This window comes from Streptococcus mitis, assembly GCF_047460035.1.
Lineage (GTDB): Bacteria > Bacillota > Bacilli > Lactobacillales > Streptococcaceae > Streptococcus > Streptococcus mitis_DW.
Genome location: NZ_JASHHB010000006.1, coordinates 100,028 through 115,654, shown reverse-complemented (window position 1 = coordinate 115,654; position 15,627 = coordinate 100,028). Strand labels below are relative to the sequence as shown.

At 40.3% G+C, this 15,627-nt stretch carries 25 protein-coding genes; 4 read left to right on the top strand and 21 right to left on the bottom strand.

Annotation, left to right across the window (positions count from 1 at the left end):
- Window positions 1-6: 6 nt before the first annotated feature.
- From QM956_RS06695 to QM956_RS06615, 17 genes are all read right to left on the bottom strand, one after another.
- Window positions 7-306, bottom strand: a complete 300-nt coding sequence (locus tag QM956_RS06695; protein WP_001041392.1) for a YlxQ-related RNA-binding protein — start codon at window positions 304-306, stop codon at window positions 7-9.
- Window positions 299-592: an RNase P modulator RnpM gene (gene rnpM / locus QM956_RS06690; RefSeq protein WP_023947158.1), complete on the bottom strand. Its 294-nt coding sequence runs from the start codon at window positions 590-592 to the stop codon at window positions 299-301. The genes QM956_RS06695 and rnpM overlap by 8 nt, the downstream gene beginning before the upstream one ends.
- A gap of 21 nt (window positions 593-613) precedes the next feature.
- Window positions 614-1,750 carry a transcription termination factor NusA gene (gene nusA, locus QM956_RS06685; protein ID WP_000032286.1) on the bottom strand — a complete coding sequence of 379 codons (1,137 nt, stop codon included), beginning with the start codon at window positions 1,748-1,750 and terminating at the stop codon, window positions 614-616.
- A 43-nt stretch (window positions 1,751-1,793) separates the two neighbouring features.
- On the bottom strand, window positions 1,794-2,273 hold the full coding sequence (rimP, locus tag QM956_RS06680) for a ribosome maturation factor RimP (protein ID WP_080977204.1): 480 nt from the start codon (window positions 2,271-2,273) through the stop codon (window positions 1,794-1,796).
- Between the two features lie 126 nt (window positions 2,274-2,399).
- Window positions 2,400-3,035, bottom strand: a complete 636-nt coding sequence (trmB, locus tag QM956_RS06675; protein ID WP_084861854.1) for a tRNA (guanosine(46)-N7)-methyltransferase TrmB — start codon at window positions 3,033-3,035, stop codon at window positions 2,400-2,402.
- Entirely contained in the window at window positions 3,032-3,826 is a 795-nt protein-coding gene (ccrZ, locus tag QM956_RS06670; protein ID WP_000362999.1) for a cell cycle regulator CcrZ, read from the bottom strand. Before ccrZ ends, trmB begins: the two co-directional genes overlap by 4 nt.
- Window positions 3,827-3,988: 162 nt before the next feature.
- Window positions 3,989-4,600 (bottom strand): CPBP family intramembrane glutamic endopeptidase, encoded by a 612-nt coding sequence (locus QM956_RS06665; protein WP_125454614.1) that lies wholly within the window; start codon window positions 4,598-4,600, stop codon window positions 3,989-3,991.
- A gap of 29 nt (window positions 4,601-4,629) precedes the next feature.
- On the bottom strand, window positions 4,630-4,878 hold the full coding sequence (gene blpZ / locus QM956_RS06660) for an immunity protein BlpZ (RefSeq protein WP_061759576.1): 249 nt from the start codon (window positions 4,876-4,878) through the stop codon (window positions 4,630-4,632).
- A gap of 58 nt (window positions 4,879-4,936) precedes the next feature.
- Window positions 4,937-5,341 carry an immunity protein gene (locus QM956_RS06655; protein ID WP_261044169.1) on the bottom strand — a complete coding sequence of 135 codons (405 nt, stop codon included), beginning with the start codon at window positions 5,339-5,341 and terminating at the stop codon, window positions 4,937-4,939.
- Between the two features lie 28 nt (window positions 5,342-5,369).
- Entirely contained in the window at window positions 5,370-5,690 is a 321-nt protein-coding gene (locus QM956_RS06650; protein ID WP_000645118.1) for a hypothetical protein, read from the bottom strand.
- A gap of 14 nt (window positions 5,691-5,704) precedes the next feature.
- Window positions 5,705-5,932 carry a bacteriocin class II family protein gene (locus tag QM956_RS06645; protein WP_414302361.1) on the bottom strand — a complete coding sequence of 76 codons (228 nt, stop codon included), beginning with the start codon at window positions 5,930-5,932 and terminating at the stop codon, window positions 5,705-5,707.
- Window positions 5,933-5,952: 20 nt separating this feature from the next.
- Window positions 5,953-6,357: an immunity protein gene (locus QM956_RS06640; RefSeq protein ID WP_261240480.1), complete on the bottom strand. Its 405-nt coding sequence runs from the start codon at window positions 6,355-6,357 to the stop codon at window positions 5,953-5,955.
- Window positions 6,354-6,518, bottom strand: coding sequence for a hypothetical protein (locus QM956_RS06635; protein WP_125423565.1), 165 nt, complete (start codon window positions 6,516-6,518; stop codon window positions 6,354-6,356). Before QM956_RS06635 ends, QM956_RS06640 begins: the two co-directional genes overlap by 4 nt.
- A gap of 202 nt (window positions 6,519-6,720) precedes the next feature.
- A complete protein-coding gene (locus QM956_RS06630; protein WP_001036306.1) occupies window positions 6,721-7,077 on the bottom strand; it encodes a hypothetical protein in 357 nt (118 codons plus the stop codon).
- 68 nt (window positions 7,078-7,145) lie between these two features.
- A complete protein-coding gene (locus QM956_RS06625) occupies window positions 7,146-8,495 on the bottom strand; it encodes a sensor histidine kinase (protein WP_261082027.1) in 1,350 nt (449 codons plus the stop codon).
- Between the two features lie 13 nt (window positions 8,496-8,508).
- On the bottom strand, window positions 8,509-9,246 hold the full coding sequence (locus QM956_RS06620; protein ID WP_261240484.1) for a response regulator transcription factor: 738 nt from the start codon (window positions 9,244-9,246) through the stop codon (window positions 8,509-8,511).
- Between the two features lie 4 nt (window positions 9,247-9,250).
- Entirely contained in the window at window positions 9,251-9,589 is a 339-nt protein-coding gene (locus QM956_RS06615) for a LytTR family DNA-binding domain-containing protein (RefSeq protein WP_023943386.1), read from the bottom strand.
- A gap of 276 nt (window positions 9,590-9,865) precedes the next feature.
- Here QM956_RS06615 and QM956_RS06610 point away from each other — a divergent pair, with 276 nt between their 5' ends.
- On the top strand, window positions 9,866-10,195 hold the full coding sequence (locus tag QM956_RS06610) for a hypothetical protein (RefSeq protein WP_004261043.1): 330 nt from the start codon (window positions 9,866-9,868) through the stop codon (window positions 10,193-10,195).
- Between the two features lie 62 nt (window positions 10,196-10,257).
- On the opposite strand, the gene QM956_RS06605 is transcribed toward QM956_RS06610, so the two are convergent.
- Together QM956_RS06605 and QM956_RS06600 are read right to left on the bottom strand one after the other, a co-directional pair.
- Entirely contained in the window at window positions 10,258-11,307 is a 1,050-nt protein-coding gene (locus QM956_RS06605) for an ABC transporter permease (RefSeq protein ID WP_261240486.1), read from the bottom strand.
- Window positions 11,304-12,035, bottom strand: a complete 732-nt coding sequence (locus QM956_RS06600) for an ABC transporter ATP-binding protein (protein ID WP_247928912.1) — start codon at window positions 12,033-12,035, stop codon at window positions 11,304-11,306. The genes QM956_RS06605 and QM956_RS06600 overlap by 4 nt, the downstream gene beginning before the upstream one ends.
- A 67-nt stretch (window positions 12,036-12,102) precedes the next feature.
- On the opposite strand from QM956_RS06600, the gene QM956_RS06595 reads away from it, so the two are divergent.
- The 3 genes from QM956_RS06595 (at window position 12,103) to QM956_RS06585 (ending at window position 13,549) form a co-directional block, all read left to right on the top strand.
- On the top strand, window positions 12,103-12,513 hold the full coding sequence (locus QM956_RS06595; RefSeq protein WP_001278317.1) for an HIT family protein: 411 nt from the start codon (window positions 12,103-12,105) through the stop codon (window positions 12,511-12,513).
- A 9-nt stretch (window positions 12,514-12,522) separates the two neighbouring features.
- Complete coding sequence (locus tag QM956_RS06590; protein ID WP_000777754.1) at window positions 12,523-12,810, top strand: hypothetical protein; 288 nt, start codon at window positions 12,523-12,525, stop codon at window positions 12,808-12,810.
- Between the two features lie 61 nt (window positions 12,811-12,871).
- The gene (locus QM956_RS06585; RefSeq protein WP_080977203.1) at window positions 12,872-13,549 is read left to right on the top strand and encodes a hypothetical protein; all 678 of its coding nucleotides are present in this window, start codon (window positions 12,872-12,874) and stop codon (window positions 13,547-13,549) included.
- Window positions 13,550-13,609: 60 nt separating this feature from the next.
- Here QM956_RS06585 and dnaJ read toward each other — a convergent pair whose 3' ends face one another.
- Both dnaJ and QM956_RS06575 read right to left on the bottom strand, forming a co-directional pair.
- On the bottom strand, window positions 13,610-14,746 hold the full coding sequence (gene dnaJ / locus QM956_RS06580) for a molecular chaperone DnaJ (RefSeq protein ID WP_414302360.1): 1,137 nt from the start codon (window positions 14,744-14,746) through the stop codon (window positions 13,610-13,612).
- Between the two features lie 196 nt (window positions 14,747-14,942).
- Window positions 14,943-15,575: a DJ-1/PfpI family protein gene (locus QM956_RS06575; protein WP_261240492.1), complete on the bottom strand. Its 633-nt coding sequence runs from the start codon at window positions 15,573-15,575 to the stop codon at window positions 14,943-14,945.
- Window positions 15,576-15,627 lie beyond the last annotated feature (52 nt).

Sequence of the window (15,627 nt, the reverse complement as noted above, 5' to 3'; positions counted from 1 at the left end):
CCTCTTCTATTCCATAAGAGACCTCATTTTCTTTGTAAATCCAGCATCTGTTACAGCCAAAACCTTTCTCGATTTCCCGACTGCTATGCTTAATTCCAGTGTTGAAAACACGGTTACAATTTCTACTTGATAATAGTGACTTTTATCTTGAATCTTCTTGGTCAGATTGGGTCCAGCATCATGGGCTAGAAAGACCATCTTGGCCTTGCCATCTTGAATGGCCTTGACCACCAATTCCTCACCCGATATAATTCGCCCTGCTCGCTGAGCCAGTCCCAAGAGATTACTTATCTTTTGCTTATTCAAGTCCTAACTCTCTTCTTTTCACTTTGTGATCCACATAAGCAATCAACTCATCATAAAAGCTTTCTTCCACTTCCATGTCAAAGCTACGGTTAAAGACCTTCTTCTTTTTAGCCTCTATGGCTTCTTTATTGTCTAGCTTGATATAAGCGCCACGGCCATTGGCCTTGCCTGTCGGATCAATAAAGACTTGTCCTTCCTTGTTTTTGACAATACGGAGCAAATCACGCTTATCAATCACTTCATTGGACACAACAGACTTGCGCAAAGGGATTTTTCTCGTTTTCATCTTTCCCTCCTCTAGCAGCTTTTATTCTTCGATAGTATCGTTTTCTGATCCCAAATCTACCGAACCAGCTTCTTCCATGGCTTCAAATTCGCTAGCAGACTTGATATCGATACGGTAACCAGTCAAGTGAGCTGCCAAGCGAACGTTTTGCCCACGACGACCGATAGCAAGAGAAAGCTTGTTATCAGGAACAACCACCAAGGCACGTTTGCTGTCGTTTTCGTCAAAGATAACTTGGTCAACTTCAGCAGGAGCGATGGCATTGTAGATAAATTCAGCTGGATCTGCTACCCACTCGATAACGTCGATGTTTTCTTCGATTGGTACCATACGGTCGCTCTTGGCATCGTAACGAGCTGGGTGGAATTTGCTAGTGATCTTCTTGATATTCGCTCCACCGCGTCCAACGATTGTTCCGATAGCGTCCACGTTTGGATTATGGCTACGAACTGCAACCTTAGTACGGTCACCAGCTTCACGAGCCACGCTCATGATTTCAACAGTTCCATCATAAACTTCTGGAATTTCTTGCTCCATCAAACGTTTGATCATTTCTGGATGGCTACGGCTAACAAAGACGTTGACACCACGAGGGTTGTCTTCAACCTTGTAAACATAAACTTCAATACGATCATGAGAAGCAAAAACTTCACCAGGAATTTGGTCTTGTTTTGACAATTGGGCTTCGATGCTGCCGAGGTTGACATAGATAAAGCGGTTGTCAAAGCGTTCTACTGTACCAGACATGATTTCTTGCTCATGTTCTTTGTAAGTATTGTAAGTGATGGCACGTGTTTGCTTGCGCATTTTTTCCATGATGGTTTGTTTGGCAGATTGAGCTGCTACACGACCAAACTCAGCAGGTGCTTCTTCAAACTTGATCTTGTCACCAAGCTCGTAGGCTGAATTAATGGCAAGAGCATCTTTCAAGCTGATTTCCAAACGGCTATCAAAGACTTCATCCACAACTTCACGAACAGTATAGACTGTGAAATCACCTGTTTTTTCATTGAAATCAATAGCTACGCTGTCTGATTGACCATAGCGTCTGCGATAAGCGGAACGAAGCGACTCTACTACTGCGTCGATGATGTCTTCTTTTTTGATTCCCTTGTCTTCTTCCAAAATGCGGAAGGCCTCTAGCATTTCTTTACTCATGTTTTCTTCACTTTTGAATCCTCAAAAGCTATCCTTTCTTTTTCTATAATTTTACTGCTAAACGTGCTTTTGATACTAAACTGTATGGAATTTGGACCGTTTTCTTACGCGTCTTGTCCATATATTCCATGATCAACTCGTCCTCTTCGAAGGCCAACAAGGTTCCTTCAAAGACCTTTTGCTTATCGATGGCTTGGTAGAGCCCGACATGGATGTATTTCCCAACCGCTCCAGCGACGGCATCCTTGGTTTTTAAAGGACGTTCCAAGCCTGGACTGGTGATTTCTAGGAAATATTGTTCTGGGAAGGGATCTGGCTTGATGGTGTCTAGGACAGGACTGATAATTTCTGTCAAGTCTGCCGTGTCGTTCAAGGTAATTCCTTCAGGTTTATCTACAAAAATACTGAGAATCATGTCACTGCCAATCTTTCCATACTCGATATCCACGAGTTCGAAAGGCGCTTCTATGACAGGTTCTACAACTTCTCTGACTAATTCTACGATTGTTGCGATTGCGTCCACCTCCTCATAAGCAAGAGGCGAAGATATTTCCCCGCCTCTCTTTCTCATATTCTTACTCTTAGTATAGCACATTTGCCAACTTATGTAAAGCAAAAGCACTTATACAGCCTGATTTCAGGCTATTTCTTAAAATTCTGCCTCAACTCGGTAGATAACTTGCCCCTTGTTGGAGAATTTCTGCTCGTATTCTGTCATGACATTGCCTTCAAAATCACTGGCATGTAAATCGAGCCAAACACCATTGAGCTTCATGCCATATTGAGAAAAGCTCACTAGGCTGTACTCAAACAAGCCACGGTTATCCGTTTTGAAATGAATTTCTCCATTTTCAGGTAAGATACGCTTGAAGGTATCCAAGAAGGTCTTGTAAGTCAAACGACGCTTTTCATGGCGTTTTTTAGGCCATGGATCTGAAAAGTTCAGATACAAGCGATCAATCTCACCGTCTTCAAAGTAGTCAGTCAAGTCAGAACCATCTACCCACAAAAGCTTGATGTTAGGCACTCCAACTTCAAGCACCTTGTCCAAAGCGTAGCTCAAAACCGACTTTTGAATATCAATCCCGATATAGTTGATGCCAGGGTTTTGGTTGGCCATACCTGAAACAAAGGCACCCTTTCCACTTCCAACTTCCACATGAATGGGATTGTCGTTACCAAACAAGTCCCGCCATTTCCCCTTGGCTTCCAAGGGATTGAGGACTACATACTGGGGATTTGCTTCTAGTAATTCTGTCGCCCCTTTACGATTTCTAACTCTCATCTTCTCTTTCCATACTTGTCTCGGAAGTGACGCAGGCCATGAATCTCCCGATTGACATTTTCTAAATCTTGGTTCATATAATACTTGGAAATCTGGCTCAAGTAAGACAATTGACCGTACCAATACAATTTATTTAATACCGTTTGATTGTACTTATAACCGTAGTAGGTCAACCATTCCTTCCACTGATGTTCTGGAATATAATGGCAGAGCATATGGGCCACATCAAACATGCGATCAGTCAAGCGAACCGAATCCCAATCCACCAAATAAATCAAGCCACTGTCTGTCTCAATCCAATTACTATGTCGTACATCTCCATGGACAATGGTCGCATGGTCCTCTCTAAATCCTGGAATAGTCTGACGTAAATCAGCCATCACTTCACTGATAAAATGATTTTTACGCAAAGCATCTGGAGCCGTTTCCTGCCAAGACTGTAATAAATCTACAGGTGTTTCCATGGCATATCCCAAACGACTCAACTGTGTCATCAACGGACGTGAGCGATGAAGACGGGTTAAAATATTGACGATTTGCTTACGATTCATATCATAGGGGGTCAATATCTTGCCTGTCAACCATTCTTGAGCACACATATCACGCCCATCTGCCAAACGGCGACTCCATAATAATTGTGGAGCAATTTGTTCTCTAGCTAGACCAGGTAGGATTGGAGAGGTGTTCATTTTTACAAAGATGCGCTTCCCATCAGGATAGCTACCCATATAAGCCTTGCCACTTTTCCCAGGTATGGGAGTCAGTGTTAGCTCATTATCACCCAAATCCATTTCTTTCCTCCGTATAAAGTTTCCTTACTATTCTACTAGTTTTTGGCCTATTCGTCAACCGCTCCACGCCCGATTCTCAAAGAAAAGCATCTCAATTGGCTCGGGCTATCATTATAACTTGAAAAAGGCAAGCACCATCTCCTACTTACCTTTTCATGATTTTTATAAATAATATAGGAGTGGCCAACTGTTGTAAAACATGTGGACTAGAGTAGAAACCCACAAGTTTTGGCTCTTTTTATAAGCAAAACCCAGCAACAAGCCCCCAAGTAGATAAAAAATAAACGAAGGGACATTAGAAGGTCCATGCATGAAAGAAAAGAGAGAGGAAGTTAGCACAAGCCCTAACCAAGAATTGTCAAAAACGGCACCTTGAAGAAGTCCTCTGAAAATGAGTTCCTCCTGGATGGGACCAAAAACTGAGGAAGTCAAAATCAAAGACAGAGAAATTCCTCTGCTGACTTCCGCCAAGTGTTGAACTCCTGCGCCAGAAGAAACAGCGAAGAAATGAATATAAACCAGCGTCTCAAGTACACTTAGAAAAAAGATTGCAATGAAAAGCAAAAGTTGTTTCTTGCTTAACATCCCAAAAGAAACCATTTCAAACTTTCTAGCATAAACAACACTCAGCGAGGTTACTAGAAGACTTACAATAATCAATTCAGATTCATTTTGAAAAAAATCCCCATGGTTAATCGTATAAGGAACTGTAATGACGATTAGTAGTACTAAAAATCCAAAACAAAAGGCATGAAATTTATCAAAAAACTTCATAAAATTATCCTCCTCAACAAACAGACTTCCTACACGTCATCCTTTAGCTCTAGCCTTTCCAAAACAAACCATTTTAGTAACCAAAATCCGACCACATAGCCAGCCCCTAAGAAGATAGCCATTAAAGCTAGCATGGAATTTAGGGAATTAAAGACCACCGCAGATACAAAGGTTAGCACAAAAACATTAAAGGCAATGGTGTCAGAAGCCAAAACCAGAATATAAGGCGTCAACCAGTCTAAGGTTTTGGAATCTAGGAAAAATAAGTGTTTATACATGATGACCTCCTCCTGCCAGTCTTTAGACTAGTCCCAGATTAAGAAGAAAACCCTTCCTCTACTTTTTATAATACTTCAAACCCCAAATGAGCAGAAGCATGATAATCAAGCAGAGAATAGCGCCAATATAGGCAATTAGTTGTTGATAGGATTCTCCTGCTGTGACACCTCTATACAAACAAATAATAGACATAAAACCTGTCAAGCCTATATACATGAGTTGATTGGTTCTAGGACTAACCAAATCATCATCTTCAAATTCTCTTATCCTCATTTCCCTAGTGAGGTAAACAGTGAGCAAAATGGAAGCTAAGTTAATAACCACTAAGAGAAATTGGAAAACCAAGGAAAAATTTAAAAACTGGCGAGATAGAAATAGATAAGTAGAGACAAGTAAAGGCAACTGACCTAAGAACAATCTCGCAAGGAAGATGGTCTGTTTTTTAAAAAATATTTTTTTCATTGCTTTCTCCATTACAATTAAATGACATCTAATCATTTTCTAAAATTTGATAACTTTTATGAAATGTTTTAGCAGAAACAACTCTATGATTGGTGATATCTATATAATCACCTGGATAACCAAGAACATACATCCCATAACCAGCGAATCCTCCTCCAACTGTTCCAACTAGACCAAACTTGATATTAGTTGCAAGAGAAGTGTTAAGACCTGCCATTAGAATGCGCACATGATTATCCAACCAAACCATATAATTTTTTTGAAAAGCTTCCTCTACCCAACTTGGTTTAGGAGTTGCTTGACCAATTTCCCAAACATCAACAATTTGATTCCCATATTTTGCCTTCATAGCTTCAATCCTTTTTAAATACCATTACATGAGTTTGGAGTTCCCCCTATACCATAAGGACCACATGGTTTTGAAAAATGTATAATAGGCCACTTACCATTTAATTGATCCAAAGTTGGAGAAGGTGCTAGCCCACCCAATAAACCAGAAAGCACATCTCCCCAACCTCCGAACCCTCCTTCAACTTTCGCAAGCATCTCAGTATCCATAACCTTAAATTGTTCCATCATTTTTGTATTCATAACAAAAACTTCATTAGCCTCTACTTTTTATAATACTTCAAGCCCCAAATGAGCAAAAGCATGATAAGCAAGCAGAGAATAGCGCCAATATAGGCAATTAGTTGTTGATAGGATTCTCCTGCTGTGATACCTCTATACAAACAAATAATAGACATAAAACCTGTCAAGCCGATATACATGAGTTGATTGGTTCTAGGACTAACCAAATCATCATCTTCAAACTCTCTTATCTTCATTTCCCTAGTGAGGTAAACAGTGACCAAAATAGAAGCCAAGTTAATAACCACTAAAAGAAATTGGAAAACCAAGGAAAAATTTAAAAACTGACGAGATAGAAATAGATAAGTAGAGACAAGTAAAGGCAACTGACCTAGGAACAATCTCGCAAGGAAGATGTTCCGTTTTTTAGCAAGAAAAGTTTTCATTTCTTTTCTCCTTTCTTTTTCATGATAGCCAAATAAATCATCACTGCAATCACATAGGCTATGGTATAAAATAGATGATACCAAGCACTCTCTCTAAGCGGATATAGAAAGATAGACATGATTAGATACAAGATGAAAATGACAAGTATTTTTTTCTTCATAAGATTTCCTCCTGAATCTTTGTTGAGCTAGAACCTTTACACTGCTAGTATAGCACTCATTTTGACCTTGGATTACTCAAATCATAAATGGTCATCAAAACATCTTGAATTGTTAAAAAATTTAAAAAAGCAAGCATGAAAAACATACTTGCCCTGGGGGAACTTGACAATGTGAAAATACAAAATAGAGAACTACTCACCCTCACTTCCGTATGTTCTCATATATTCTCATAATCGCAACAAGGATAGCAGCTGTCCCACTTGCCAAAGCGATAAGGGTAATGATAATGTTGAGGATTTCAGGCGTACTCCCTATTCTATTGATAAGACGGAGTAGGGATATAACTGTCAACTGAATCAAGAGTATTGATTCTACTCTTACCATTGAAGTAAGTCTGTTTTCAACTGCATATAAAAAGGCTGGTAGCAAAACACAGGCTATAGCAATCACAAACAGGTTGCTCCCCGTTTCTTCTCCCTTATTCACCACGGAAATCATGAGAAGATTCGATGCTATAATCAACGTAGAACAGATGATAAAAAAGGATTTCTTATTCATATAGGATACCTCATATACTATGGCATTTTAATTGATGACTACAGGCAATACTTCTTTACACAAGTCTTCTAATCATCAACTGACATCGAGTGAACCGTTAAAACTTGACGAAAGATTTGATTTTGGCTGGTAGTATTTAGACTGGTATTGGGATGGCTTTCCACAATTTTCATGACGGTATAGAGACCAACTCCTCTCTCCTCCCCTTTAGAACTTGCTCCAAAGGAGAAAATCTCAGAAATGTCTATACCCTCTTCTTTAATGGAATTTTCAATGATAAAGGTCTCCTGTGCTCCATTTTTTAAAAAGGCGATTGAAACATGAGGTTGACTGGCCTCTGCACTGGCTTCAATAGCATTGTCACAAAGGATAGACACAATGGTTAGAAAGTCAAGCAAGCTCATCCCCTCTACATGAATCTCCTCAGGAACTTCGACATTAAAGACTATGTTCTTATCTCTGGCTTTTAGAAATTTCCCTGCTAGAAGACTTTTGAGGGCACGGTCACGAACATTTACCAATCGTCCAAGGTCATATTTATTGTCCTGCAATTTCTGACTGGAATCCTTTAAGACGGAGTCGTAGACCTCTTTTATCTGCTCCATATCCTCCTCTTCAATGCCCAGACGTAAGCTGGTTAAGAGGTTGGTATAGTCATGGCGAAAACTCCGCACTTCCTTGTAAAGTTCCTCTATATGCCGACTATAGCGTTCCATATCTCTGTAGCGCAAATCCTGTTCTTGGTCTAGTCTCTCATGGAGTTTGTCCTTCAAATAGGTATCCAATTTCTTGATAGCCCCCATAAAAAATAGGAGGTAAAAAACTAGGATGAGATGGCGAACAGTCTTTGATTGGATATCGTATGCATATTCAAAGTAAGACAGACTTTCCATGACTAGAAAGTAAGCCCCCATTATCCAGTTAATCGTAGTCAGGGACTGTTGAAAACCTTTATCTAGAAACTCCTTTCTCAATCTAGTAAAATCATAGTTCAACCATTTCAAAAAGACTAATACTATGAAGCAAACGAATAGCATAATCAACAAAAAGAGAGGATTTCCATCTCCATCTACAATCCCTTGCCCCAAAAACGGAAACACAAAATAGGAAACACTTCTGTAAAAGATATCCATCAATACAATTGGAAAGAGACCATAAAAGAAAAGGAGTTTTTTAGGAAGCCCTCTTAACAATAAGAGAGATAAGCTGATGCCGAACAAGGGTTCTATAAAGTATGACAGATAGTCAGTCAAGACTAAAAATTTAAAAGTTGTAACAATTGCTGCTAGAAGAAATTTTAGAAGAAAGGCCTTAAAAATTCTATCGAAAGTGAGACTAATTCCATCTACCTTAAAGAACATGATAATTTCTAGCCCAATAATAGCTAGTGAATACAATATCATCCCAAAAATATACATAAACTCTCCTAGATCAATGTAAGTTATTGATAGTCTCAGACACTTCCCTGACCTTATAACGCGCAATCATACAGCTCCCACCATTGGGAAAGAAAAGAAGTTTTTCTTTCTTATCCAAACGCACCACATTGGCAGGATTAATGAGAAAAGAGCGATGACACTGCAAGAGACGGGGTTCCTGCTTGAAAACCTCCTCTAAACTCGCTGTAAATTCCAGCCTATCTGTCTTGGTATAGAGAATAACACGATGGGCTCTGGCCGATGTTTCAAGGTAATAAACCTCTTTAAAAGGATACTGGAATTGGGCAAATTTTGATTTAAAGTAAAAACAATCTTCCGCCAGACTTTTACTATCTTGACTATTGGCATAAAGGAGGGCTGTCTCGATACGAGATTCAAACTCCTCTGCTGACAAGGCCTTATCAATGTAGTCCAGAGCAGACACTTGGTAACGAAAAGACAGGGGCATAAACTCTGAGTGAGTCGTCACAAAGACGATGAGAGCATAAGGATCCCGATCCCGAATCTTTCTAGCCACTTCCAGCCCCTTCATCTCCTCATTTCGAATCTCAATGTCCAAAAAGAATAGCTGATGGACCCCCTTCTCATGCACCTCTGCCAGCAGTTGATCTGGCTTACCAAAGACCGCAAAAGAGCTGGGAGTGATATGATGTTCCTTCAAAAGTTTCTCAATCGTCGTTTCAATCCTAGTCTGTTGGGAAAAATCATCTTCTAAAACAAATATTCTCATCTTTTTACTCTCCCTCTTTCAACCATTTTTGACGAATTTCTCTATAGCGACGTCTGGAATACTTGACAGCGTATTGACCTTCTTCTCCAAGAAAAAGGATTCTTTCTTGAAAATCAATCGATTTTACTTTATCAAGATTGACCAAACAATTTCGATGACATCTCATCAAGGTTTCCCCATATTGGTTCTCAAGATTACTTAAATTTTGAACCATATTAAAACTAGCTTCTTCTGTAACAATCTGTACGGTATGTGCTTTAGTTGGATGCATTTGGATATAGTAGATATCGTCGACGTTTACTTTATAGACTGTTTTCTGTGTCTGAATAATCATATGTTTCATTGGATTCTCCTCCTAAGAAAAGAATAACAGAAAAGGTCTAGCACAAGCACACCCAATCCTAAACAGTCTTTGAAAGCTCCTAAAAGGATTATTTTTCTACAACATCATGATAATCTTACAACTATTTTATCATAAAATCTTAACAGTACCATTCAGGAAATTTCAAGAGCAATTAAAGATCTTATGGTGAAAAAGGAGATAAAAGTGATAGACTGACAGTATCAAAACACAGTTGCTAGAATCAAGACTGGCACCAAGATTAAAGGAGGAATTCTCATGACAGATACAGACCCTATCAAAAGAGCTCAGACTTTGATTACTGACTTAAACAAAGCCTATCAAGCATGCAAACAGGCAACCGCTGACGACGTACGCTTTCAGGAGCAATTAAACTCTATTCTTGGCTTTCTAGCAAAGGCTGAGACAGTGGATAATCGAGTCTTGATTGAATTGGAAAAATTTTACCAGACTTCCAGTCTTCTCATGGGACTCAGCGCTCTTGATCCAGATGCTCCAACTCGCGCCGCTTGGCGGGCCTATGACCGCTTCCACTTTGACCAAGTCAAGACCAAGTTGAGTCTCTACGGACCAACCATTATCCTGTAGAAAATAAAAGAAGTTGAGACAAACTGAACTCAACTTCTTTTTTAATATCATATAAGCAAGTTTTAGTCCTGCATCTGACGTTTTACCTGATAAGGTAAATACAAGACTAGTAAAACCAAACCAGCTCCCAGTAAGGCTAGAAGGGCTAGTTTTTCTTGGAAGGTAATCAATCCAATAACTAATTCCACAAATAAAACAAAACTGGTCAATCCTCGGACTACAGCCTGTAAGCCTTTTTCCTTTTGCCCCTTGTCCAGTGGAAAGAGTTGGGTCAAATACTGGTAGTCAAAGGCATGATAGAGGGCCAGTAACTGGAAGAGCAAGAGGTAGTTAAAGAGAACCACCACTGCTGTCGCAATCCAAGCCTGCTCGATAAAGACCTGCGCCAGTATGGAAAGCAAGAGAAGACGGAGACTGAGGGCAAAGAGATCTCCATTTCGCAGATAAGAACGCAGATAGAGATTTTGCCAAATCTTCCCAGGAACCTTCTGAACAGCCTTTAGGATAAAGTCCAGATAGGCACGACGCTTGACGCTGTTTGAAATTCCCTTTACCTGCGTAAAGAGGGCAAAGAAACGAAGCAAGACTTGCTTACGCTTGCTTTCTTGGGAAATAACATAGTCCCAGTCCAGTCCAGTTTCCGTGAAAAATTTGCTGGCCTTTTGACGAAAGAGGAAATATTTTCCTACTCCGAATAAAAGCACATAGACCAGAAAAACAGGCAAGCCATAGCCCATTGCTAAAAATAAAGGCGCAAATAATAGCAAGAAAAGGGTCTGGACAAAGAGCCAAAAGGCTAGAGAAATGCCAGTTTGACGCTTGAGATGGAATTTGATTTCCTCTTCTCCAACCAAGAGAAAGAGCTTGTCTGGAGCCTCCATATAGGTGGCAATTCCACCCCAAAGCAAAAGTAAAACAGAGGTAATTCCTACAAATAAAAGGATAGCCCAATGATTTTCAGGAAAATGTTGTAAGAGTTGACTGTACTGGTAGGCTAGAAAGCCCAGCAGAACAAGCAGGAACAAGACAAAGTGGTCATTGAGAACATAGCGCAGATAACCGACACACTCCTTACGAAAAGCCTGCTTTCTCTTTAAAAACAAGTCTTTCATAGCTCCTCCTCTTTGGTCAGAGCCAAGTAAATATCATTCAAACTAGCTTCAGGCATAGCAAAGGCTTCGCGTAGTTGCGCCAGATTTCCCTTGGCACGCACCTCTCCCTTGTGAAGAATGACAAAGGCATCACACATCTTCTCCGCCGAATCCAGCACGTGAGTACTCATGAGAATAGACTTGCCTTTTTGCTTTTCCACTTCCAAAAGCTGAATCAAGTCCGCAATAGCCAGCGGATCAAGACCAAGGAAGGGCTCATCCACGATGAAAAGACTTGGATCCACCACAAAAGCACAGATAATCATGACCTTCTGCTTCATCCCTTTTGAAAAATGAACAGGGAACCAGTCCAATTTCTGGTCCAAACGGAACATTTTTAACAAAGGTTCTACTCGATCAAAAGCCACTTTCTGCTCAATACCATAAGCCATAGCAACCGTTTCGATATGCTCTCTGAGGGTCAATTCCTCATACAGACTAGGTGTCTCAGGAATGTAGCCAATTTGCTTGCGGTAACTAGTCGCATCTTCTTGCAGGGTCAGGCCATTGATATTGATGGAGCCACTATAAGGTGTCAACAGACCGATAATCTCATTAATAGTCGTTGATTTCCCAGCACCATTGAGACCAATCAGACCGACCAGCTGCCCACTTTCAACAGTAAAGGACACATCTTTCAAGACAGGGACATGAACATAGCCACCTGTCAGGTTTTTAATTTCTAACATATTTTCTCCAAATCTGGTATAATGTAGCTATATTATATCAAAATTCAATACAGTAGAGGTAGATTTTATGTCAGATTGCATTTTTTGTAAAATCATTGCAGGGGAAATTCCTGCTTCAAAAGTATATGAAGATGAGCAGGTTCTTGCCTTTCTTGATATCTCTCAAGTGACACCAGGACACACCTTAGTCGTGCCAAAGGAACACTATCGCAATCTTTTGGAGATGGACGCTACTAGCGCTAGCCAACTCTTTGCCCAAGTACCAAAAGTAGCTCAAAAAGTCATGAAAGCTACCAAGGCTGCTGGTATGAATATCATTGCTAACTGTGAAGAAATCGCAGGGCAAACCGTCTTTCATACCCACGTTCACCTCGTACCTCGCTACAGTGCGGACGATGACCTCAAGATTGATTTTATCGCCCACGAACCAGACTTTGACAAACTTGCTCAAGTCGCTGAAACCATCAAAAACGCCTAAGGAGTTGCCATGAAATTATCCAATCTACTGCTATTTGCAGGAGCTGCAGCCGGAAGTTATCTGGTCACAAAAAATCGCCAAACCATCACAGATGAAGTCTTGAATACCACTGACCGCGTTCAAGCTATCAAGGATGATGTAGATATTATCCAAAACAGCCTACAAATCATTGACCAGCAAAAAGAACTCATCAAGGAATACCAAGAAGACCTGACTTACAAGTTTAAGGTCTTGGAAAAAGATATCCAGACTAGACTAGCTGTGATAAAAGAAACACAGGAAATCGAAGATAAGTAAAAAGAGCCATGAACTTTCCTTAAATCTATTTTAGGTTGTCAGGGTCAAACAAAAAAGAGGAATGAAAATGAAACAGTTTTTTAAAATTCTGGCACAGATCATCCTAATCCCTTGTGGTTGCCTTAGCCTTCTTGCGGTCCTAGCATTTCTAGTACTGTTTTTTGCCTTCAGAGCCTCACCGATTGACATTCACAAGGGAAATAACGCCCTCAAACAAATCTTTACCTCCCTTGACATGCCTCCTAAGAAAGTAAAATCAAATGGAAGATATAAATACGAGGGTGGGGGCTTAAATTTTTATGTTACTTTCTCAGATGAGGTCATCAATAGCCATCCCGTCTTAAAAGAAAGTCCAAATCTCACCAAAAACCAACTCGAAGTCTATGTCCTACAGACTGGAGATATCTCCTACTATAAAGTAGGGGATAACTTGTTCAATCATGGTTTATTGCAATTTTTAAAGAAGGAAAGTAGGAATTATTTACAAGAAATCGGAAAGAAACCAAATCCTGATTACTCAGTTCTATATTGGAAGGATCAGGAAAGTCTAAAAAAGGGAATTGCATTCTATGAAAAAGCCTTGACTTTAGTGGATATTCAGGATAACTCTGCAATCAACCATATTGATACCGTTACCATTAAGCCTGGTAAAGAAGCGGAAATCAAGCAACTCATCCAAGATATGGATGCAGCTGGCTTGCTCAAGCAAAGGTCTGATAGAAAATCAGCCGATGAGTGATTGTTCCAATGCTAACATTACAAAGAATAAAGTAAAAAGAGCCCAACGGCTCTTTTTGTGTTATTCTCCTTCAAAGGCATCTTTAATATGGTCAAAGAAGCCCTTTTTCTTTGGATTGACTTTTAAATCACCTGCAGCTGCGAATTCTTTCAAGGCTGCTTTTTGGCGGTCGTTCAAGCCTGTCGGTGTTACAACATTGACAGTAACGTATTGGTCACCAATCGCACCGCCACGAAGGCTCGGAGCTCCTTTGCCACGTAGGCGGAATTTCTTACCAGTCTGAGTTCCCTCTGGGATAACCAATTCAACATCACCGTGAACAGTTGGGATATCAACTGTATCACCAAGAGCTGCTTGGACAAAGTTGAGGTTGAGACTGTAGAAGATAGTGGTTCCTTCACGTTCAAACTTATCGCTGGCTTCCACAGAAACTACCACGTACAAGTCACCATAAGGTCCACCGTTAAATCCTGCTTCACCTTGACCAGCTAGGCGAATTTGTTGACCTGTTTCTACACCAGCAGGGATTTTCACATGTACGCTATGGGCTTGTTTTTCATGACCTGTTCCGTGACAGGTTGTACATGGATCTTTGATTTCTTTTCCGCGACCGTGACAGACATCACAGGTTACTTGACGACGCATCATACCAAGAGGAGTCTGCGTATCGACGTTAATGACACCAGCACCATGACAGCGTCCACAAGTGACTGGACTTGTTCCTGGCTTAGCACCTGAACCATTACATGTACTACAGCTTGCTTCACGATTGTACTTAACCTCTTTTTCAGCTCCAAAAATAGCTTCTTCAAAGGTCAAGTTCACACGATACTGGAGGTCATCCCCTTGGCGAGGAGCGTTTGGATTGCGCGAAGCACCGCCTCCGCCGAAGAAACTTGAGAAGATATCTTCAAAACCACCGAAGCCTCCTGCCCCATCGAAACCGCCGAAACCACCAGCTCCACCAAAACCACCGTTGGCTCCAGCAGCACCGTATTGGTCATAGGCAGCCCGTTTTTGGTCGTCACTCAAAGTCTCATAGGCTTCCTGAACTTCCTTGTACTTTTCCTCAGCACCAGGCTCCTTGTTGATATCTGGGTGATATTTTTTGGAAAGCTTACGATAAGCCTTTTTGATTTCGTCTGCCGAAGCATTTTTGGACACCCCCAGACGATCATAAAATTCAGTATTGTTCATATAAGATACCAAGACCGTAAAATTCAACTGAAAAATAGGAAATCTGACGCTGGAGCGATACTCCTAGGCAGATTTATCTTTTTTCCGAGAATTTAGGTCGGGTTCAATTCCTTTCTGTTATATTGAGTAAGAAATTTGGGAACCCGTGTTCAGTTACGAACACCTTTGTTCCTTTCTATAATTTTCATGTAAATCTTTAGAGGCTGTTTTCTATACTCTGCTTCACTTGATTAAACTCTTCATCTGATAGAGTAAATATCAAATCCTCTTCAGCATACTCGTTCTGTTCTTTAAAATAATTGTCCGTATTCCCTGCCAACCCTAAACCGAAAATCACTTTTCTTGCAAACTCTTGATGTGCAAAACCGATAGCCGTAATGATTTGTTTATCTTGGACAAGAACTTTCGGTTGGAAATTCTCACGTGGAAGAAATTCAAAATAGTCAAAGAAGTTTTGCCAAATTCCACCTGTAAATTTCGTGTCGTTCAACAAGCCTGCTTTCGCCAATAAAAGGGGCGCTGAAGAAATGGCTGCAATTAGGATATCTTGCTCATTAAGGCTTCTCAAAAACGAGATCAATTTCTCATCTTGTAGAGTAGGACCTATATTTACCATTCCTGGCAAAATCACACAAGAATAATCTTCTATACGGATCTGATTCAATGTTTTCGTCGGTTGACAGGACAAACCATCCTCAGAGACCACCATCGAATTCTCAGAAGCTACATAATCAATCGTAATATCAAAAGACAGAGCTAAAGCACTTGTTAAAGTGGTTATCTCATAAAGAGAAAAATTAGGATAAATGACACAAAGTACTTTTTTCATACGCAACATCCTCTATTTTATCGAAAAACAGAGGCTGGGTTGCAACCTCTGG

What these genes read in the sequence shown, in the direction of transcription:
- rnpM (WP_023947158.1), bottom strand. Translation starts at nt 592, where the DNA reads ATGAAAACGAGAAAAATCCCTTTGCGCAAGTCTGTTGTGTCCAATGAA.
- QM956_RS06610 (WP_004261043.1), top strand. Translation starts at nt 9,866, where the DNA reads ATGACAGATACAGACCCTATCAAAAGAGCTCAGACTTTGATTACTGAC.
- QM956_RS06630 (WP_001036306.1), bottom strand. Translation starts at nt 7,077, where the DNA reads ATGAATAAGAAATCCTTTTTTATCATCTGTTCTACGTTGATTATAGCA.
- QM956_RS06665 (WP_125454614.1), bottom strand. Translation starts at nt 4,600, where the DNA reads ATGAAGTTTTTTGATAAATTTCATGCCTTTTGTTTTGGATTTTTAGTA.
- QM956_RS06595 (WP_001278317.1), top strand. Translation starts at nt 12,103, where the DNA reads ATGTCAGATTGCATTTTTTGTAAAATCATTGCAGGGGAAATTCCTGCT.
- ccrZ (WP_000362999.1), bottom strand. Translation starts at nt 3,826, where the DNA reads ATGGATTTGGGTGATAATGAGCTAACACTGACTCCCATACCTGGGAAA.
- QM956_RS06635 (WP_125423565.1), bottom strand. Translation starts at nt 6,518, where the DNA reads ATGAAGAAAAAAATACTTGTCATTTTCATCTTGTATCTAATCATGTCT.
- QM956_RS06590 (WP_000777754.1), top strand. Translation starts at nt 12,523, where the DNA reads ATGAAATTATCCAATCTACTGCTATTTGCAGGAGCTGCAGCCGGAAGT.
- blpZ (WP_061759576.1), bottom strand. Translation starts at nt 4,878, where the DNA reads ATGTATAAACACTTATTTTTCCTAGATTCCAAAACCTTAGACTGGTTG.
- dnaJ (WP_414302360.1), bottom strand. Translation starts at nt 14,746, where the DNA reads ATGAACAATACTGAATTTTATGATCGTCTGGGGGTGTCCAAAAATGCT.
- QM956_RS06600 (WP_247928912.1), bottom strand. Translation starts at nt 12,035, where the DNA reads ATGTTAGAAATTAAAAACCTGACAGGTGGCTATGTTCATGTCCCTGTC.
- QM956_RS06585 (WP_080977203.1), top strand. Translation starts at nt 12,872, where the DNA reads ATGAAAATGAAACAGTTTTTTAAAATTCTGGCACAGATCATCCTAATC.
- QM956_RS06620 (WP_261240484.1), bottom strand. Translation starts at nt 9,246, where the DNA reads ATGAGAATATTTGTTTTAGAAGATGATTTTTCCCAACAGACTAGGATT.
- nusA (WP_000032286.1), bottom strand. Translation starts at nt 1,750, where the DNA reads ATGAGTAAAGAAATGCTAGAGGCCTTCCGCATTTTGGAAGAAGACAAG.
- QM956_RS06640 (WP_261240480.1), bottom strand. Translation starts at nt 6,357, where the DNA reads ATGAAAACTTTTCTTGCTAAAAAACGGAACATCTTCCTTGCGAGATTG.
- QM956_RS06625 (WP_261082027.1), bottom strand. Translation starts at nt 8,495, where the DNA reads ATGTATATTTTTGGGATGATATTGTATTCACTAGCTATTATTGGGCTA.
- QM956_RS06575 (WP_261240492.1), bottom strand. Translation starts at nt 15,575, where the DNA reads ATGAAAAAAGTACTTTGTGTCATTTATCCTAATTTTTCTCTTTATGAG.
- QM956_RS06655 (WP_261044169.1), bottom strand. Translation starts at nt 5,341, where the DNA reads ATGAAAAAAATATTTTTTAAAAAACAGACCATCTTCCTTGCGAGATTG.
- trmB (WP_084861854.1), bottom strand. Translation starts at nt 3,035, where the DNA reads ATGAGAGTTAGAAATCGTAAAGGGGCGACAGAATTACTAGAAGCAAAT.
- QM956_RS06615 (WP_023943386.1), bottom strand. Translation starts at nt 9,589, where the DNA reads ATGAAACATATGATTATTCAGACACAGAAAACAGTCTATAAAGTAAAC.
- QM956_RS06650 (WP_000645118.1), bottom strand. Translation starts at nt 5,690, where the DNA reads ATGAAGGCAAAATATGGGAATCAAATTGTTGATGTTTGGGAAATTGGT.
- QM956_RS06605 (WP_261240486.1), bottom strand. Translation starts at nt 11,307, where the DNA reads ATGAAAGACTTGTTTTTAAAGAGAAAGCAGGCTTTTCGTAAGGAGTGT.
- QM956_RS06645 (WP_414302361.1), bottom strand. Translation starts at nt 5,932, where the DNA reads ATGAATACAAAAATGATGGAACAATTTAAGGTTATGGATACTGAGATG.